The sequence below is a fragment of the Rhodococcus sp. IEGM 1307 genome (assembly GCF_030056915.1).
GTDB classification, from domain to species: Bacteria; Actinomycetota; Actinomycetes; order Mycobacteriales; family Mycobacteriaceae; genus Rhodococcus_F; species Rhodococcus_F opacus_D.
The window spans coordinates 1-17,219 of sequence record NZ_JASHKW010000025.1; the positions used below are offsets into that span (position 1 = coordinate 1).

Here is a 17,219-nt window from a genome sequence, read left to right on the forward strand (position 1 = left end):
AGTTGCCATGACCAATCTTAACAACCGATGGCTTATTTATGACTCAGGACACTAGCCGGTCGTGCCGGTGACATCGACGATGTTCGCCGTGAACCGCGGGACGGTCATGCTGCCACCGAGCGTCGTGTCATACCGGTATGCACCCGCCACCTCAACGTAGAGCGTGACGAGGTCATCCTTGACGACGTTGGCCACCACCGGTGGGCTCGACCCTGCGATCACCACGTTGATGTCGTAGTCGTACCAAGCGTCCTGCTGAGTGCCAGCGACACTCGCCCGAAATTGGGTGGCCCCCGTGCCCGAGTCAAACTGCGTCACAACACCATGAATGACCAGCTTGCGCCCCTTCGCAGCATCAGGCGACCTGGCGAGCAGAGCAAGGTCCCGGTCCGAGATCACCTCGTAGGCAGACCTGTCGAACTTCGCGGCGTTGATCGCGTCGATACGGGCGCGCTCGGCGTCCACGGCCTGACGGCTGCGCTCGCTTTGCGCGGGCGACAGCACCACCCGGCTCGTGGGGGTCACCAACCCCAGGGACTCGTCATCGTCGTTCACGGTGGCGACAACCACGACGCTGACAACCACCAGCACGCCGATGACAATGCCGCCCAGCGCCCATGGCCACACGCGGTCGGCATTCGTCGGCCGCTTCGGTGGCTGCGGAGCACTCGTCCCCGGGCTGTCAGGGCGAGGCTCATCCCTGCGAGGCTGTTTGGGGTAGAACGGGTTCGTCATAGCCCCTCCGGGACACTCAGACCTTTCCGAGATTTATACCCCACACCCTCGCACCCGGTCCGCTTTGTCGAACAAGTCGCTGTGACACAGTGGGTCAGTGTCATTCGTTCGAATGACACCGGCGGAAGGGCGCAGTCCGCGGCGGACCGCTCTGGCGCATCGGCGCACGCGATCGCGCACGGTGACTGCCGGGAACACACGCGTTCAGGCAGTGCACGGACGGCTCAACGTGCCTACCGTCCACGCATCGGTTCACCGGCGCGCCCACATGAGCCGCGCGCTGCGGCGGCCGGGACGGGGCTTCGCCGACTCGGAAACCACCATAGTGGTGCGAATGGTGGTCGGCGGCAGTCATCCGAATCGAGTCGAGCTCACTATCGGCTGCGATCGATTTCCTATCGGTTACCGACAATCCGGGCGACCACCCAGGACGAGGCGCTCAGCGCTGCACCCGCGAGGATGACCACCCACAGTCCCCAGCCGATCCCAGTCGAGACCATCGTGTTCATGAACTCGACCTCGTTACCGTTGACTTCTATCGCATCGATGACCCCGATGCCGAGAACCAGGACGCCGGCCACCGGCGCAAGCCAGCGATCCCCGAACTTCGTGAGACCACCACGCGCGTGAATCGCGAACAACGCGGCGGCGGCCACCGCAGCCAGCACCAGCGAGATCACCCCGTCCCCTTCGGTACCCGCCACCCCAAAACTGAGAGACGTCGCCCAAGGACCGAGACTGCCGACAACGATCGCCAGACACGCAACGAACCCGGCGAGGACATTCGGCTTGTAGTTCACCGGAAGCGGCGCCGGCGGCCGTAGCGGCCGCACACCGACGAAGCTTCCCGGAACGGTCACATCCACCAAGGGGACGAAGGGCTTCGGCTCGTACGCCTCGATGGGTTTGCTGTTGGCCAGCCATCGCTCCACCGGACTCAGGTCAGCGTCGCCGCCACGCTCGCTCGCTTGATCCGCCATTCGCTGGACCAACCCTTCTCTCACGACAACACGAAGAACCGCTCACCCGGGCGTGATGAGAGTGTAAAGAACGTCCGAGATAGACAAATACGGAATAGGGAACCAACTACCACCTACCGCCACTTGGCCGAGTTGGCGACGCGCGGCTCTGTCGGTTGTTCGGTCGACATCGCGTTGCAGTGCTGGTGGTTTGATATCAATCACATACGCAGTAACGCGTCAGCCGACGCCGCAACGCCACCAAAATTCCGATGCGGGGGCTGCAACGATCGACGCACAGTTCACCCGAAGGGGGCCCAGGTATGGCCAGGCGACGTGGATTCTTCGCGGAGATGCAACACCAGGCACGGCTCGCCGAGCAACGGCAACGCCAGCAACAACGGGCCACCGCCCAGGCACACGCCCGCGCGGTCCGCGACGCGCAGCGCGCCCAGCGGGAGTTCGAACGCGCGCAAGCCGCCAGCGCCCGGATGGCCTCGGCCGACGCCGCCCATGCGGCGAAAGAACGCGCCCGGCTGCACGAACAAGCACGACTGGCCGAGGCCGAACGGCTCAACGCCGAACTGGCGGAGCAGTCCGAGGCCATCGACAGCCTCCTGTCGGCGACGTTGGCGGTCGACGACTACGTCGACCTGACGGCGTTGCGGCAGCAGATCGCACACCCTCCGTTCGACCGTCCCGATCTGACCACCCCGACCCGGCGCCCCGATTCGCTGCCCTACCCGCCGGAGCCCGTCTACACCGAACCCCCGGCGCCGACCGGGCTCGGGGCGGCGCTCGGCGGCAAGAAGAAGCATGCGGCCGCGATCTCCGACGCACAGGCGCTGTTCTGGCAACGGCATCATCATTGGCAGCAACTGCTCGCCGACCGCAACCGGGTCGAGGCGGAGAACGAGCACACGTATCAGCGGCTCGAGGCTGAGCGTGCGCAGAAGCTGCAGGCTGCGCAGGAGCAATACGAGCGCGACTGCCGCGAGCGGCGGGAATCGGTGCTGTCGGCGAATGTGAAACTCGAGCGGCTGATGGTGGCATTGCAGGAGCGTGAGCCCTGGGCGCTCGAGGAATACGTGTCCATCGTCCTCGGCAATTCGGTGTACCCGGACTGCTTCCCCGTCGAGCATGACTTCGCGTTCGACCCTGCCGACCGGGAACTGCGGCTGACCGTCACCGTCCCAGACCCGGCTGTCCTCCCCCTGGAGAAGGCGTTCAAGTACGTCAAGGCAAGTGACTCGATCACCAGCACCCCGCTGACGGCGAAGGCCCGCAAGGACCGGTACGCGAAAGCGATCTCCGAAGTGGCCATCCGGACCGTCCACGAGATTTTCGAGGCCGACCGAGACGGCATCATCGCGACGATCTCGATGGAACTCGGCACCCGCTCGATCAATCCCGGCACCGGGCACGACACCACCATCACCCTGGTGCAGTTGGCCACCGACCGTGACACCTTCACCCGACTCGATCTATCTCGGGTCGAGGCCCGCGCCACCCTGGACCACCTGCGTGCCGGGGTTTCCAAGAATGCGCACGACCTGGTTCCGGTCGCCCACACGCGCGGCGTCCGCGGCTAACGGGCGGAAAGGGGTTTATTCGATGACCAGTCCGGATCCCAGCGTCACCATCAAGGCGCTCCGCGAGATGCTCATGGTCAAAGAACGCGAGGCGAATACCCTGCTCGACCGGATCGCCGACCTCGAGCGCGACCTCGCGCAGGCGACCGAGAACGCCCACCGTGCCGCCGCACGACCCGCACAGGATCGCGCACCCACGGGTAGCGGCACCGATCCGGGCATCGTGGAGACCGACGATCGCCTGGTGCTGCAGGAAGTCGGCATCTACACCTACCACCACCCCCTCGAGAACGCCGCCCAGTACCGCGACCAACTCACCGACGTACAGACCGCGATCAAGGAGGCGGTCACCCGCGGTGAAGCGATCGTCTCCTCGAACATGTTCAGCTTCAACAACTCCCTCGCCAAGGGCCGCAAGATGACCGCGGACCTGTCGAAACTGATGTTGCGTGCCTACAACGCCGAAGCCGACATCTGCGTCCGCACCATCCGCGCCGGCAACCTCGCCACCGCCGTCAAACGCCTCGACAAAGCAGCAACGACGATCGCCAAGCTCGGCGACATCATGGAAATGCACGTAGCCGACGCCTATCACGCCCTGAGGATCCGTGAGCTCGAACTGACCGCGGACTACATGATGAAGGTGCAGGAAGAGAAAGAAGCCGCCCGGGCCGAACGCGAACGGCTCCGGGAAGAACGCAAAGTCGAACAAGAACTCGCCGCTCAACGCGAGAAACTCGACAAAGAACGCGCCCACTACCAGAACGTGCTCACCTCCCTCGACGCCGCCGACCCGCAGGAGAAGCAGCAGATCCTCGACAAGCTCGCCGACCTGGACCGGGCGATCGAGGACAACGACTACCGCCAAGCCAACATCCGCGCCGGCTACGTCTACGTCATCAGCAACCAAGGTGCGTTCGGACCCAACGTCGTCAAGATCGGCATGACCCGTCGCCTCGACCCCACCGACCGGGTCCGCGAGCTCGGCAGTGCCTCCGTGCCGTTCCCCTTCGACACCCACGCCCTGTATTTCTCCGACGACGCCATCACACTCGAAAACGCACTGCACAACGCGTTCACCGGGCAACGCCTCAACCACGCCAACCTGCGCCGCGAATTCTTCTTCGCCACCCCAGCCCAGGTCCGCGACGTCCTCGCCGCCCATGTCGGCAACCTCCTCGAATACACCGACCAACCCGAAGCCACCCAATATTTTCAAAGCAGAAGCAACTGGCCGGCAGACGCCGCAACCGGGCCGGCAATCGCGCCGATGTGACAGTGCGCGTGCAACTCGTACCGTGATCCCATCCTGGCCGTTCCCCGGACCCGGCCGCCAACGACCCGTTCGCGCAGCCGCCGCCGGAACAGGGCGGGCACCGGCTTGGGGCACGTCCGGCCGGATACGGCGGACACTCCGAGCCCTGACGCGATCACGGGAATGGTTTCGCTGTCCCGGCCGCCGCGATCTGGCATTCCTCAGACGCAGGGCACACCAAAATCCTTTTCCGACTGTGTCATTCACTTAAATGAACATCATGTGCCCGCGGCCTGCGCACACCGCAGGCCGACCTAGGATCGGCGCCGAGGGGTGCAGTGGCCTCCCACATTGCTACCGGAGGTGACCGATGAGCTTGCCCGTCGAGCCTGATCGTGCCGCTCATACACGGATCGGTTGCCGATGACCGTCGACCTGTCCAAGGCGGCCGCGACACCGTCGCCGAACCATGCTCCGATCAACCCGTATGCGGTAATCGCTCTCGTCGCCGCACTGCTCGGGTTGTTCCCCGTGGCGATCGTCTTCGGCATTCTCGCGTTCTGGCGACCGGCCGGGCGGGCCATCGCGGTCACGGCACTCATCCTGGGGATCCTGGAGGCACTTGCCGCCGGGACGATCCTGTATTCGGCTGGGACCTCCCTCTCGGACGCGGTCACGGACTCGTCGCCGGCCACCAGTTATGCCCTCCCCTCGGCGCAGGCCCAGGCCCTCACTCCGGCTTCCGCGGTCCCGCCCGCCCTCGTTCCCCCCGCTGCGGGGACCACCGAACCCGAGCCCGAAGCCGCCACCACTGTCGATGAGCCCGAGCCCACCACATCCCCCACGGTCAATGGGGACTGCGACACATCCGTCGACAACCACGCCACCTCCGCCGACGGCACCTTCCTCAAATGCACCTACGCCGGATCCACCCGCCCACACTGGGGGTGAGGTCCGTGCCGATCATCGGGCAGGCAGCCGAAGGGGAGAGCTGCAACCCCGCCGCCACCGGGATCGCGATCTCCCCCGAAGGCCAGGATCTGTTCTGCGTCAGCAACGGTCGCACCGGGACCGGTACCTGGGCACCCGGACCCTGACAACTGGCGGTGCCGGCAGCCTGTGCCGGATCTACTCCCTGGCCGAGCATCCACACAACAACCTGAGGAGCGTGTCCGGTGGTCGCAGTCGACGAAACGGATCTCGGCATCGACACGGTCGAACGCACCAACGTGTGCGCGATCGTCGCACTGTTCTGCGCCCTGACGGGCTTGTTCATTCCAGCCTTGGTGTTCGGTGCGATCGGCTACGTCGAGACCGGCGGACGCGAATATGAAACCGGATCCGGTCTCGCCGTTGCCGCTCTGATCCTTGGTGCCATCGAACTCACCGCCGTCGTGGTGGCAGCCGTTGTTCTGGTTTCCCTGCACTGAACCGAATGCCCGGCTGGTCATCGACGTACGTCGACGCCTGTGTGAGCGTTCCCCGAAGCGCCGGGCAGCGTCACCGCCTCTCACGGGACAACCCATCCCAGTGGTGCAGCCCCGCAAGGCGAATCGGACCCATCTCGCCCGTCGCGACGACCCTGCGAGTCGGCCACACCGACGACTGCAGTACGACCCGGAGACGTCACCCCACCACTGCGCAACGGCCTGCGTCCAGGCTTTCCTCGCGCGCGCTCGGCGCCTCGGCGCATGCCCGGCCGTGCGGTGTGGGCCGGTGGTTATCGTCCTTCGACCAGTTTGCCGTCGACACGCCGCGAGACCAACGGCTCGGCGCCGAGTCTGCGGTCGATGTGGATGAGGGTGACCTGTGTGATCGCCGCTGCGAGCGTACTTTCGAACGCCGCGCGGGCGTGGGCTGCGCACCGGCTCACCGAACCCTGCTCATAGAGCCGTGCGACCGCCGCGGGTGGTGTGAACCTGCCACCCATCGGTTCCTGCCCGCTGATCCCCCGGAGCCGGCCCTCCCACCACCGCCGCACCGCCTGCTCATGGGCGATCGACGCCGGTACTTCGACGTCGACGATGCGCACGTCGGTGTAGTCGTGCTCACTGAGCTGGGCCATGAGGATGTCCCCGAGCGGACCCCATTGCAGGGTGCCTTCGATGACGACGTTCTCGCGTCGTTGCAGGCACACCTCGCGGACGTCGTCGATGACTTCGGTGGATTCGGCGTGGACCAGGGCCGCGAGTTCCCGGGGGGCTATGGGGTGCGCATCGGCGAGCGTCGTCGACAGCAGGTCCGCGTAGTGACCGTCCGCGATGGCGCGGCGCAGGAGTTCGTCCTTGACGATGTCCGCGTCCAGATATCGGTAGCTGGTATCGACCAGGTGACGCTCACGCAGCGCCGTCGACTTGCCTGCCCCCGGTGGCCCCGCAGAAATTATCGCGGCGCAGTGCCCATCGCGATCGGGCTCCGCGAGGTCGAGATACCACTCGATGACCTCCTGCAGCGTCCGGTCTCGCCGACGATCAGTCGCGTACAGGTCGAGGGTGCTGCGGCCACTGTCAGGATGCAGCGGCTGCCCGTGTTGACCCAGGTGCACCAATTGCTGAGAAACTGCCTCGCGCAGTGGTTCTCCCGCCACGCTCACCGCCGGGCCGCTGCGCGCTGCGCCTGCCGTGCGGTGCGGGTGGCATCGAACAGGACGTCCCACTCGTCGTCGGCGAGCAAACCCCGCCGATACGCCCGCCGCACCTCATCCCAGCTGCCCTTGGCGTACGCGTCCACCTGCTGGTCGCCTTCGGTGGGTACATAGCCGTAGGTGTAGTTCCAGTGCACCAGCGTGTCCATCATCTCGTCATCGGTGATCACCCCGGCCGAGCGCTGGTAAATCACCTCCTGCGGGGTTCGCTCGAGTTCGCCGGGCTGCTGCAGGACCCGTTGCGCGAGCCGGTGGACCTGCGTTGCCGAGATTTCCAGGAGATCAGCGATCTGGCGCAGCGTGAAACCCTCGTTCTGCGCCTTGTCGATCAGCCGCAGCCGGTCCAGCCGCAGGAGGTGTTCTCGCGCAGAATTGGCAGCGAGAGCACTCCTGGTGTCGGTGACGGTCATACCCACCCCTTCCCGAACTCTTGTTCCAAATTGTAACACCAATGTGGGAAATCTGACCTGCTGGTGATCGGAGCGGTACCCGCCGACATCTCTGACGCCCGGAGGCGGTCGCGCACGTCGGCGAGCATGGCGAGATCACGTTCGAGGGCGGCTGCGGTGCGGTCGCTCACAAACGCATGCCGCCCCGAGCCGGTAGCGATCAGAATCGTGCAGCCCGGATGGCGCCGAGAAGAACTCCGGCAGCACGACCTTTGTGGGCCGAATTCTGCTTCGGGGGACATGCTGTCACCGCAGGTCAGCTACCCCACCCGGCGAACCAGTCCTCGACCGGACGAACCACCGGTCGTCCTGCCGGCCGGGTGTGTGCGGCCCCGTACTGTGCCCCATGTCCGCACGCCCCGGCAGCAACCTCACCACCGACGCCGCGCTGCCGTCCCTGGCCACCGACGATGCCTCAGCCGCTCCCCACATCCTCGCTGCGGCGGCCCGCACCGGAACGGACATCGAGCTGCGGATTCACACCTTCATCACCCGGTTCGACGTCGCCGCCGAGCAGTGGTTCCCCGCGACGGTCGGCTTCGTTGTCACGGTCATCGTGCACACCGTCGACGCGGGGACGGGCGGGCCACGGTATCTGCCGCCCGCCGAACCTGCCGAGTGGGCGCGGGCGATCTTCTCCACCGCCGGCGCCGCGCATGGCTACTTCCTCGGTGCCGTCGACCCGAACACCGGCACCCACCGGCGCGGGCAGCTCGCCTACCGGCTCTACCTCGACACCGACCGGCAGGCGATACCCGTGCCGCGGCAGCTGGTCACCTGCCCGCACTACCTACTACCCGGCCTCGACGGCAGAGCCGAGATCACCATTCCCACCACGGCCTGACCCCCACGGCAGAAGCCAGACGCCGCGGCGCCGACACCCCTCGACCGCACAAGGTCGCTCGAGACCATCGGGAAAGCCTGCGAACGAGGACATTTCGGATCGCCGACTGCAATACCGGATTTCGTGCGGCGACCCTTCGCCACGATGACGACTTCCGTAGCCGCATACCCCTCCCCATGCCCGCCGGCCACACATTTTTCGCCGCCGGTCACACCCTCGGGTCAGGTCAAATCCTCGGTGGGAGCGGACGCGGCATTGTCCTTGATCGACGCAATCCCGTTCTGGGCCGCCGCCTTCGAGGTGTACCCCTGGCTGGCCGCGATGATCTCCCCGTTGGCTGCCTTCAGGTGAAACCGGAACTTGCCGCCGGTGTCCTTGAAAAGCTCGAACTTCGCAGTCATCGCCCCTCCTCCGCGTGAGCCCACGCCGGTCGCAGACCCCGTCCCCTCACGGTAGGCCCGACAAACCCTCATCGGCGGCGGAACCACCATTACGGCGGCGCACTTGACCCCCAGCCGGGGCATGTCATCTTCGCAGGTCAGTCGATGTGTTCGGCCTCGGTCTCCCACCGCACCGGGGCGGAAAGCACTGCAATCGAGATCGGGCCAACGCATCACACCGAGCCGACGAGTTCGAAAATAGTGTGATGGTGTGGATCACAATCCCTGGACTTCCCCACCGTCGCTCACGAAGATCACTCATGCGCCGCTCGTCACTACGTGCAGGTTGACCGTGTAGCGCCCCTGCCAGCTGATATTCATCGTTGGCGGGGGCTGCGCTTGGCTGTCCCCCAACACAACCCACGCCGCCACTGGCTGCCACAGATGTCCCCGGGCCCGCGACTTCCGGCCGACAATGTCACTCACTTGACAGTCGCCGCCGCCGCGACCGTGGCCCGCCCATTCGGCGCTCGACCGACAAGCCGACACCCACCCCCAGGCGGTGTCAGGGTGCACCCGCCCTCGGCAACCCGATACGCCCGGGACCAGCGACGAACTCCTCCGTCGCCCTCCAGGGCTAAGTACCGCCGGGAGGCGGATCAGTTCAACACCTGGTCAGTCCTGCCACCCTGAGGAGAGCCCTGCCGCCCGGTCGCCCCCGGGGGTGCGGTCCCTGAGTGGTTTTCCACCGCCCAGCGTCGGTCTACCCGGCGGATCCTTCCGTGCTCGGGTCGGCAGTGAGGTCGTCGGTGTCGGCGAAGACCAGGCGACCGTCGTCGAGAGCGACAGCCCACCGATGCACCGGAGCCCAAGCATGCCCACGCTCCCCGGTGTCGATCAGCTCGGCGTAGTCCTCGACGATCCGACCGGTCTGCGCCGATTCGGACGTCCGGCGCACCAGCACCCGCGCGCCCGCGCCGAGCGGACCGGGTTCGGGTCTCGGACTGTGATCCTTCTCCTCGGGCATCGGTCTGCGCCTTCCGGTCGGCTACACGCCCGGAGCATAAGCACCTCGCCGACGAAACCTCATGCTCGACGCCGCCAGGCCTAGCAATCGACGACGAACCGACCCGGACTCCGGTGCTCGCGTCTCCGCCAACGGTGGCTCACACCGCTCGACGAGCACCAGCCCGTTACCTCGGTACCGCCCCGGGCGCCAATGACACCCAAAACGCTGTCACCGGGGTCGACGTTCAGGGACCGCCACTCCACTACCGAGACTTCTTCCCGGCGACCGCGGTCGCCGGATGCACGGCGACCAGGCCGAGACCTTGCCGTCGCTTACACAGCCGCGCCAGTTCGCGATACGCGGCCTCACCGAGCAACTCCGTCAGCTCCGGCGCATACGACTGCCACACCGGTTTGGCGCCGACATGCGCGTCCGGCGAGCCAGAGCAGTACCAGTCCAGATCCGCGCCGCCCTCACCCCACCCGCGCCGGTCATACTCGGTGATCGTCGTCTTCAGGACCTGCTCCCCATCGGGTCGCTCCACCCATTCCTGGGTGCGCCGGATCGGCAGCTGCCAGCACACGTCCGGCTTCACCTCGAGCGGCTCGATGCCACGCTCGAGCGCCATCGCATGCAACGCGCACCCGATGCCACCCGCGAAGCCGGGACGATTGAGGAAGATGCACGCACCCCGGTAGCGGCGGGTACGCAGCGCCGGCTCGTCCTCGAGCTCGTCCTCCTCGATGTACCCCCTCTTCCCGAGACCCTGCTTCATGAACTGCCAGTCCTCGGGTCTGAGCAGCTTCACCGACTCGTGCAACCTCTCGACATCCTCCTCGTCGGAGAAGAACGCGCCGTGCGAGCAGCAGCCGTCGTCGGGTCGGCCCGCGATGATGCCCTGGCAGGCCGGGGTGCCGAACACGCAGGTCCAGTGCGAGAGCAGCCACGTCATGTCCGCGGCGATGAGATGCTCGGCGTCGTCGGGATCGAGGAACTCGACCCATTCCCGAGCGAAGTCGAGCCCAACCTCGGGGCTCGGCGTCATCTTGTGCGACGGCACCGGAATACCTTCTGCCACAAACCTCCACGGTAGCCAATCCACATAACAGACAAGGACTGATCAGGTCCCCGTCAGGGAGCGAACAACACTCGACCCGAATCGCGCCGACGTGGGTGTAACGCCGCGGCCTCCACCGCGAATAACCAGCGAACGTTCTCGCGTCTATTTCGGGCACGGGAGGAGGCAACAACCCTCCTGATGTCGACACCCTCGGGTGGGGCGTGTCGTCACGTGTGTCGACGGTGCGAAGCGAAGAATCGACGTAGAACGCGACAGTCGAGGAGGGTGCGATGAACCTCAGTCGCATGCGCAGGCTCCGGCCGGTGCCCGATGCCGAGCCGCAGATGATGTTTCGCACCATCCACGGGTACCGGCGCGCCTTCCGCATGGCCGGTGACGGTCCCGCGCTGCTGCTGTTGCACGGCATCGGCGACAACTCGTCGACCTGGACCGAGATCATCCCGCACCTCGCCGAGAAGTACACCGTGATCGCACCCGATCTACTCGGCCACGGTCGCTCCGACAAGCCCCGTGCCGACTATTCGGTCGCCGCCTATGCCAACGGCATGCGCGATCTACTCTCGACCCTGGGAATCGACCACGCCACCGTGATCGGACATTCGCTCGGCGGCGGCATCGCGATGCAGTTCGCCTACCAGTTCCCGCAGATGGTGGATCGGCTCATCCTGGTTTCCGCCGGCGGTGTCAGCAAGGACGTTCATCCACTCCTGCGCCTCGCGGCGACGCCGATCGTCAGTGAGGCACTGAAACTGTTGCGCCTGCCGGGAGCGGTGCCCGCGGTGCGCTGGGTGGGAACGGTGTTGACTCGGCTGCACGGCACTGCCCTGCGCCCCGGTGCGGCGCTGCACGACACACCGGATCTGGTGCGGATCTTGACCGAACTTCCCGACCCCACCGCATACGAGGCCTACCTACGCACCCTGCGTGCGGTGGTCGACTGGCGCGGACAGACGGTGACCATGCTCGACCGCTGCTATCTGACGGCAAGTCTTCCTATTCAACTCATCTGGGGAGATCGGGATACGGTCATCCCCGTCAGCCACGCCCACTCCGCGCACGCGGCGATGCCGGGTTCGCGGCTGGAGATCTTCCGGGGCGCCGGTCACTTCCCCTTCCGCGACGACCCCATGCGCTTCCTCCACGCCGTCGAGGAGTTCCTGTCCGATACGCGCCCATCGCCGTTCGACGAGGCCAGGTGGCGGCAGCTGCTCAACATCGGAACCGTCGAGACGGCTCCCAACCCCGACGTCTCCACGCGTGCCCCCGTGCTCGACGCGGTGGGATCCGCCGAACGCAGCGCCACCTGATCCGGGCTCAGGTGACCGACGCCGGGCACCACAACCACCCGGTACCTAGGTAGATACCACTCGGCACGGTCACCGGGCGCGGGTAGGCGCCACTGCGGCGCCGATAGCGGCTTGAGCATGGCGGCGGTCGGCACGGACTTACGGCGCGGCATCGGAATCCGAATCCAAATTCCGTCCATGCGATCCGGGAGAGATCCGCTCGCTGCTGCGATCGGCTTTCCCTGTGGCAGAGGAGATCCGCGATGGTCTCCACCGGACGCGTAGCGCAACCGTGTCCCCGAAATGCTGAGGACGGAAGGCATGCGCAGGCCGCGCTGCCGCCGATCACTCTCCCCGGTGTCGGCCGGGTGTCCGCACGGCCGAATCCGGGTTCAGGTCCGGGTTCGGGGCGGAGCGGTGGAAGCCCGGATCGATCGTCAGGTCTTCGGTGTCGGCGAAGACCAGCCGTCCGTCGTCGAGCGCGATCGCCCACCGATGCACCGGCGCCCACTCGTGCCCACCACCGCCAGGATCGGTCACCGCCGCATAGTCCTCGGCAACCTCACCAGTGAGATCGGCCTCGGCGCTCCTGCGGACCAGCACCCGGACCCCGACCGCCAACTCTGGGCCACCGACCGGCCGATTGCTACTGTTTCGGGCCATGCTGCGCCACCTCCCCATTTCGTGAGCTGCCAGGATCGAGCATAAGCACCGACCGGCCCGGTACGCGACCCGACCTGCACGAACACCATCCGCGATCGGAACGCCGCCGAAGCAGTCGGCGGTCATGGTCCCCCTTTTCGGCCACCCAGGTGCGCCCCACACAGCCGGCGTGCTGCGTTCGCGCGACAGCAACCGGCGCAGCCCAGCCAGCCGGTCGCGCGAAGTTGGTGCCATCGTCGGATACGAACTCGGTGGCCGCTACCTGTACCCCCTGTTTCCCATTCGAGCGGCGACCGCGAATGTTGAGCGTCTCTCGGTATGACGACCACCCAGCCGCCTACCGTCACCGCTGATGCCGACGGGCATCGGACCGACGGACGATCGTCTGCACCATCAACGTGCCGACCACCGCGATCCCCCGGGTCGGAGCTACCCGATTGGGCGATTCGGGATCGCGCACAGACGGCCGCACCATCGTCGGCATCCGCAATGACGGCGAGACGCGAAACATGCTGGCTCCAACACGAACTGACCCCTGGTGCGATCCGGTGTGGTAGTCAAGACTGAACCAACCATGAGCGGAGCTATCGACTGTGATCGTCGTTCGCCGGCCCGAGGAGGCCGACACCTACCTCGACGCCGGCGCCATGCGGTGCCCGTCCTGCCAGGGTCGGGTGGCCCGGTGGGGGTACGGGCGGGTGCGCACCGTCCGCTCGCTGGGCACGGCCACCGTGACCGTGCGCCCGCAGCGGGTCCGCTGCCGCGACTGCGGCGTCACCCATATCCTGTTGCCCACTGCCCTGCAGGCCCGTCGCGCCGACACCACCGAAGTCATCGGAAATGCGTTGGCCCACAAAGCAAAAGGCATGGGATTCCGGCGTATCGCCGAGCGGATGGACCGCCCGGAGTCGACGGTGCGCCGCTGGCTGCGCCGCGCCACCGATGAGCATGTGCAGTGGATGTGCCACCAGGGTAATCGGCGGCTGATTCAGATCGCCAGCGAGGTGTTCTCCGCCATCCGGTACGCCGGGAACCTGCTGTTGCACACCCTGTGCATCCTGTCCGCCGCCGCCGTCGAAGATCGTCGCCGTTTCGGGTTCACCGACCCGCCGTGGGATCTGATCGGCATCTACACCCAGGGGCGTCTGCTGTCCCCGCCGCGCAGCGGCTGACGCGTCCGGCCCGCCGGGCTCTGTCATGCCCGTATCGGTCCGTCATCGTGCCGAGCATCGACACTCACAACGACATGGCCACCGTCAGCGTGCCGACGACGCCGTCAACGTGCCGACGAACGCCGACATTTGCGTCTGCACTTTCGGTGACGCCATCGTCTGCAGATTCAGTGACCAGCAACACGCGAAGCAGCAGCCATAGGTCGCAGGCCGAGCACGACATGGCTCGGATGGACTCGGCCACCGCCATGCACCGCAACGACGCCGAGTGGCGGGCCGAGCCCTGTACGGGAGGCCGGCGCCGGCCGCCCGTCCCTGCCGCAGGAGCCGGGCATCAGCGGTGCCTCCCCCCACACGGCAAGTCCTACTTCCACAGCCACTGCCCGCCGAGCAACAAGCTCGACGAACTCGCGCAGCTCCAGCACCGCAAGCTCAGCGAACTCATCCACGAGCCGGTCGAGGAATACAGCCGCGAGCACTCCGGCTGAAACACCCCTGGGTGAGTCTTTCAGGCTCGCGGAGCAACGTGCCGAAACATCGCGTCGGATTCCGTCGCACAATCGAAGGAAGGGGAAACGGAGATCCTGCGGGAGGTGACCATGCGTCGGGAGGAACCGGCACCGGTGCAGGTGGCCGCGCCGATCCGGTGGTGGCGGCTGCGCCCGTGGAGCCGCAACCACCTGATGCGCCCCAGCGACCGTCTCGAGGCCACCATCGTGTTGCTCACCGCGGCCGTAGTTCTGCTACTGATCCCCGTTGCCGGCGCCTTCGGCACCGCGACCCATACCCGGCTCGAACATCAAACCCACACGCTGAGCGCCGGCGTCCACCACGTACCCGCAGTCCTGCTCGAGGACACCTACCCCGCACCCGACACCCCCGAATACTCGATCCGCCCCGTCGGCACCCAGAACACCGCCCGCGCCCGATGGACCACACCCCACGGGGAACGCACCGCCGCCGTCCCCACCGACACCCCCGCGAAGGCCGGCCAGACCATCACCATCAGCGTCGACGCCGACGGAAACCTCACCGGCCCCATCCCCGACAGCCGGGAAAACACCGTCCTCGCCGTGACCGCCGCCTGCGGCCTCTGGGCACTTACCGCCAGCGCCGTCCTGCTGATTGCAGCCCTCACACACCGACTGTTCCACCGAAACCGGTTGCGGCGCTGGGCACACGAGTGGAAACAGTTCGACAGGCCACCGAGATAGCCTCGAGCGACGTCGCGTACTCCATCCCCTGTCGGGCGGACTGCCCCCGCATTCCACGGGCGGTCAAGGCCGGAGACACCGACCGGCTCACGGTTGTGCCGACGCGATGGTCGAACGCCGTTGCGTACAAGTCACATGGAACGAACTGTCATCACAACCCCCGCATGGCGCGCAGATCAGCTCGGGACCCGCGGCGACCGTGCGAGACTGCTCAGCCCGTCGAGAACCTGATCGACAGCGGTGGTCGGACCACGGACATCATCACCCTCCGACGCCCAGAGACGACCACGAACGAACGCGAGCATCGCGAGTTCACGCTCGAGGTCGACTGCAGCCCGGTCGCTCACGACTCTCATCCTGCCCCGAGCAGGGGCCTTGAGAATTGTGCGCCGCCCGGCGACGTCGAGACAGCCGCTAACCGCGCGGCCTGCACGACCACATACCTCACAGAAAGAGGACATTCCCTCCCCGCTGGTCAACGGAGCATTCTTCACAGGCAAGTCGTGGGCGGTCGAATCACCGAGCGCCCACACCACAAGCGCCGCGGCGACGACGACCAGACACACCCACACCGTATTCAGGACTCGACCGGGAGCTCCATCTTCGGCGAATCGTGGACCGCCGATCAAGGCCGTTGCCGTGCCGCCCGCATCGGTGCCGATGCCGAGCGCGCGACCAAAACCGTAATGGCGCAGAACATGATCGAACGCACGCTCGACGCGGAAATGCCGTTCTCGTAGCTCACCGCGGACAAGGCCGACGGTCAGATGAAGTCCCTGCGAATCCGGCTCGAGGAACAAGAAGTGTCGTACGTGCCGGCCACCAGCCTGGGCGACGACGTGTTCACCCCCGACGGGCGCAACGGCCGGGCGAACGAGATGATCGCCGCCCCGCCGACGCAACGCCCCCGAATCTTCGCAGCGCCAGTATTCCCATGTGCGGGATCCGATTTCCATCTCCTGGACGCCCGGACGTGGCCACCGGCTGCCTGCGAAACGCCGTCTAGTTCGGCGACCTCGTAGACCGTGACCGCAAGGCCCTAAGCCGCCACGAGGGCACGATTCGCTGCGTCGGATGTAAGGCCGCCGCGATCGGCGCCGCGACACCCCTCGGCGCGCAGCCACGCGACAAGAGGCACCTCTCGCTGAGGGCAGCCCCGTACTCTCCCGACTCGACGACACACACAATTCGGATCTCAAAGTTTCGAGTTACCGAATCGAGATAGGTCAGCATCCGGATCAGAAAATGATCTTGAACGGTCGGCCCATCCGCACGGAAAATGACATTCACGGCAATTCCCGCGAGGAACCGAGCGCGGCGCAGACACAACCCGAAGCTCCAGTACAGCGAAAGGGGTCCGCAGGCAAAGTACGGGCCCCCTTTCTGCCACCGCACAGCCAGTTCACTTACTGGCCAGCGCTACTAGCCGCTGAGTGACCCAGCAGAACCCGAGAAGAAGTCGAGGACACCGAGAAGGGTAGAGACGTTCGAGAAGAAGTCGGCCAAGAAAGCAAGGTCCATCTTTGTAACTCCAGTTCGATTGTTCAGAGAATCGTGACACACAGCACACGATGTGAATATTTATACCGGTCCGATAACAATTCCGCAACGACAAGTTTGCGGTCAACCAGCAACGAGTGAAATCCGGCCCACACTGAGGAGAGGGCACATCGCGGTCCAGTCCGCGGTGGGGGTGGTGGAGACTCGGATCGATGGTCAAGCCCTCGGTGTCGGCAAAGACCAACCGGTGCATCGTCGACCGCGACCGCCCACCGATGCACCGGCGCCCACTCGCGCCCACCACCACCGGGTCCGGCTCACTGCCGCGTAGTCCTCGATGATCTCCCCGATGACATCGGCTGCGGCGCTTCTGCGGACCAGCACCCGGCACGCGAGCGAACCTGCACGAACACCCGACCGGCAGGCCATCCGGCCG

20 protein-coding genes and 1 pseudogene are annotated in these 17,219 nt (G+C 66.2%); 11 read left to right on the top strand and 10 right to left on the bottom strand.

From position 1 onward, the window contains the following. Positions 1-51 precede the first annotated feature (51 nt). Together QM841_RS35370 and QM841_RS35375 are read right to left on the bottom strand one after the other, a co-directional pair. Positions 52-735: a DUF2510 domain-containing protein gene (locus tag QM841_RS35370; protein WP_283335551.1), complete on the bottom strand. Its 684-nt coding sequence runs from the start codon at positions 733-735 to the stop codon at positions 52-54. 395 nt (positions 736-1,130) lie between these two features. After that, a complete protein-coding gene (locus QM841_RS35375) occupies positions 1,131-1,715 on the bottom strand; it encodes a hypothetical protein (RefSeq protein ID WP_283335552.1) in 585 nt (194 codons plus the stop codon). A 302-nt stretch (positions 1,716-2,017) separates the two neighbouring features. Here QM841_RS35375 and QM841_RS35380 point away from each other — a divergent pair, with 302 nt between their 5' ends. The 5 genes from QM841_RS35380 (at position 2,018) to QM841_RS35400 (ending at position 5,971) form a co-directional block, all read left to right on the top strand. After that, positions 2,018-3,286 carry a hypothetical protein gene (locus QM841_RS35380; RefSeq protein WP_283335553.1) on the top strand — a complete coding sequence of 423 codons (1,269 nt, stop codon included), beginning with the start codon at positions 2,018-2,020 and terminating at the stop codon, positions 3,284-3,286. A 22-nt stretch (positions 3,287-3,308) separates the two neighbouring features. Then, positions 3,309-4,562 (top strand): SNIPE associated domain-containing protein, encoded by a 1,254-nt coding sequence (locus QM841_RS35385; RefSeq protein WP_283335554.1) that lies wholly within the window; start codon positions 3,309-3,311, stop codon positions 4,560-4,562. A 402-nt stretch (positions 4,563-4,964) separates the two neighbouring features. Next, positions 4,965-5,492 carry a hypothetical protein gene (locus QM841_RS35390; protein ID WP_283335555.1) on the top strand — a complete coding sequence of 176 codons (528 nt, stop codon included), beginning with the start codon at positions 4,965-4,967 and terminating at the stop codon, positions 5,490-5,492. A gap of 5 nt (positions 5,493-5,497) precedes the next feature. Continuing rightward, positions 5,498-5,638 carry a hypothetical protein gene (locus QM841_RS35395; protein WP_283335556.1) on the top strand — a complete coding sequence of 47 codons (141 nt, stop codon included), beginning with the start codon at positions 5,498-5,500 and terminating at the stop codon, positions 5,636-5,638. A 78-nt stretch (positions 5,639-5,716) separates the two neighbouring features. Beyond that, the gene (locus tag QM841_RS35400) at positions 5,717-5,971 is read left to right on the top strand and encodes a hypothetical protein (RefSeq protein WP_283335557.1); all 255 of its coding nucleotides are present in this window, start codon (positions 5,717-5,719) and stop codon (positions 5,969-5,971) included. Positions 5,972-6,261: 290 nt separating this feature from the next. Here QM841_RS35400 and QM841_RS35405 read toward each other — a convergent pair whose 3' ends face one another. Together QM841_RS35405 and QM841_RS35410 are read right to left on the bottom strand one after the other, a co-directional pair. Then, positions 6,262-7,134 (bottom strand): zeta toxin family protein, encoded by an 873-nt coding sequence (locus QM841_RS35405; protein ID WP_141476228.1) that lies wholly within the window; start codon positions 7,132-7,134, stop codon positions 6,262-6,264. Beyond that, positions 7,131-7,595 (bottom strand): winged helix-turn-helix domain-containing protein, encoded by a 465-nt coding sequence (locus QM841_RS35410; RefSeq protein ID WP_283335558.1) that lies wholly within the window; start codon positions 7,593-7,595, stop codon positions 7,131-7,133. The genes QM841_RS35405 and QM841_RS35410 overlap by 4 nt, the downstream gene beginning before the upstream one ends. A 385-nt stretch (positions 7,596-7,980) precedes the next feature. Here QM841_RS35410 and QM841_RS35415 point away from each other — a divergent pair, with 385 nt between their 5' ends. Continuing rightward, positions 7,981-8,478 (top strand): N-formylglutamate amidohydrolase, encoded by a 498-nt coding sequence (locus QM841_RS35415; protein WP_283335559.1) that lies wholly within the window; start codon positions 7,981-7,983, stop codon positions 8,476-8,478. Between the two features lie 221 nt (positions 8,479-8,699). Here QM841_RS35415 and QM841_RS35420 read toward each other — a convergent pair whose 3' ends face one another. The 3 genes from QM841_RS35420 to QM841_RS35430 form a co-directional block, all read right to left on the bottom strand. Then, positions 8,700-8,879 carry a YegP family protein gene (locus QM841_RS35420; protein ID WP_005257571.1) on the bottom strand — a complete coding sequence of 60 codons (180 nt, stop codon included), beginning with the start codon at positions 8,877-8,879 and terminating at the stop codon, positions 8,700-8,702. A 742-nt stretch (positions 8,880-9,621) separates the two neighbouring features. Continuing rightward, positions 9,622-9,885 carry a hypothetical protein gene (locus QM841_RS35425; RefSeq protein WP_283335560.1) on the bottom strand — a complete coding sequence of 88 codons (264 nt, stop codon included), beginning with the start codon at positions 9,883-9,885 and terminating at the stop codon, positions 9,622-9,624. A gap of 244 nt (positions 9,886-10,129) precedes the next feature. After that, positions 10,130-10,912 (bottom strand): DUF3109 family protein, encoded by a 783-nt coding sequence (locus tag QM841_RS35430; RefSeq protein WP_283335686.1) that lies wholly within the window; start codon positions 10,910-10,912, stop codon positions 10,130-10,132. A gap of 305 nt (positions 10,913-11,217) precedes the next feature. Between QM841_RS35430 and QM841_RS35435 the strand changes: the two genes are divergently transcribed. Continuing rightward, complete coding sequence (locus tag QM841_RS35435) at positions 11,218-12,255, top strand: alpha/beta fold hydrolase (RefSeq protein WP_283335561.1); 1,038 nt, start codon at positions 11,218-11,220, stop codon at positions 12,253-12,255. Between the two features lie 324 nt (positions 12,256-12,579). Here the strand turns inward: QM841_RS35435 and QM841_RS35440 are convergent, their stop codons facing one another. After that, positions 12,580-12,897 carry a hypothetical protein gene (locus QM841_RS35440; RefSeq protein ID WP_283335562.1) on the bottom strand — a complete coding sequence of 106 codons (318 nt, stop codon included), beginning with the start codon at positions 12,895-12,897 and terminating at the stop codon, positions 12,580-12,582. A 593-nt stretch (positions 12,898-13,490) separates the two neighbouring features. Here QM841_RS35440 and QM841_RS35445 point away from each other — a divergent pair. Next, a complete protein-coding gene (locus QM841_RS35445) occupies positions 13,491-14,069 on the top strand; it encodes a DUF6431 domain-containing protein (RefSeq protein ID WP_283335563.1) in 579 nt (192 codons plus the stop codon). A gap of 64 nt (positions 14,070-14,133) precedes the next feature. Here the strand turns inward: QM841_RS35445 and QM841_RS35450 are convergent, their stop codons facing one another. Beyond that, on the bottom strand, positions 14,134-14,313 hold the full coding sequence (locus tag QM841_RS35450) for a hypothetical protein (protein ID WP_283335564.1): 180 nt from the start codon (positions 14,311-14,313) through the stop codon (positions 14,134-14,136). Between QM841_RS35450 and QM841_RS35455 the strand changes: the two genes are divergently transcribed. Together QM841_RS35455 and QM841_RS35460 are read left to right on the top strand one after the other, a co-directional pair. After that, positions 14,300-14,557, top strand: coding sequence for a hypothetical protein (locus QM841_RS35455; RefSeq protein WP_283335565.1), 258 nt, complete (start codon positions 14,300-14,302; stop codon positions 14,555-14,557). The genes QM841_RS35450 and QM841_RS35455 overlap by 14 nt on opposite strands. Positions 14,558-14,668: 111 nt before the next feature. Further along, the gene (locus QM841_RS35460; RefSeq protein ID WP_283335688.1) at positions 14,669-15,283 is read left to right on the top strand and encodes an Rv1733c family protein; all 615 of its coding nucleotides are present in this window, start codon (positions 14,669-14,671) and stop codon (positions 15,281-15,283) included. 176 nt (positions 15,284-15,459) lie between these two features. On the opposite strand, the gene QM841_RS35465 is transcribed toward QM841_RS35460, so the two are convergent. Further along, on the bottom strand, positions 15,460-15,630 hold the full coding sequence (locus QM841_RS35465; RefSeq protein ID WP_283335566.1) for a hypothetical protein: 171 nt from the start codon (positions 15,628-15,630) through the stop codon (positions 15,460-15,462). 236 nt (positions 15,631-15,866) lie between these two features. On the opposite strand from QM841_RS35465, the pseudogene QM841_RS35470 reads away from it, so the two are divergent. Continuing rightward, positions 15,867-16,288: pseudogene (locus QM841_RS35470) on the top strand (transposase); the annotation flags it as partial. Positions 16,289-17,219: the final 931 nt, after the last annotated feature.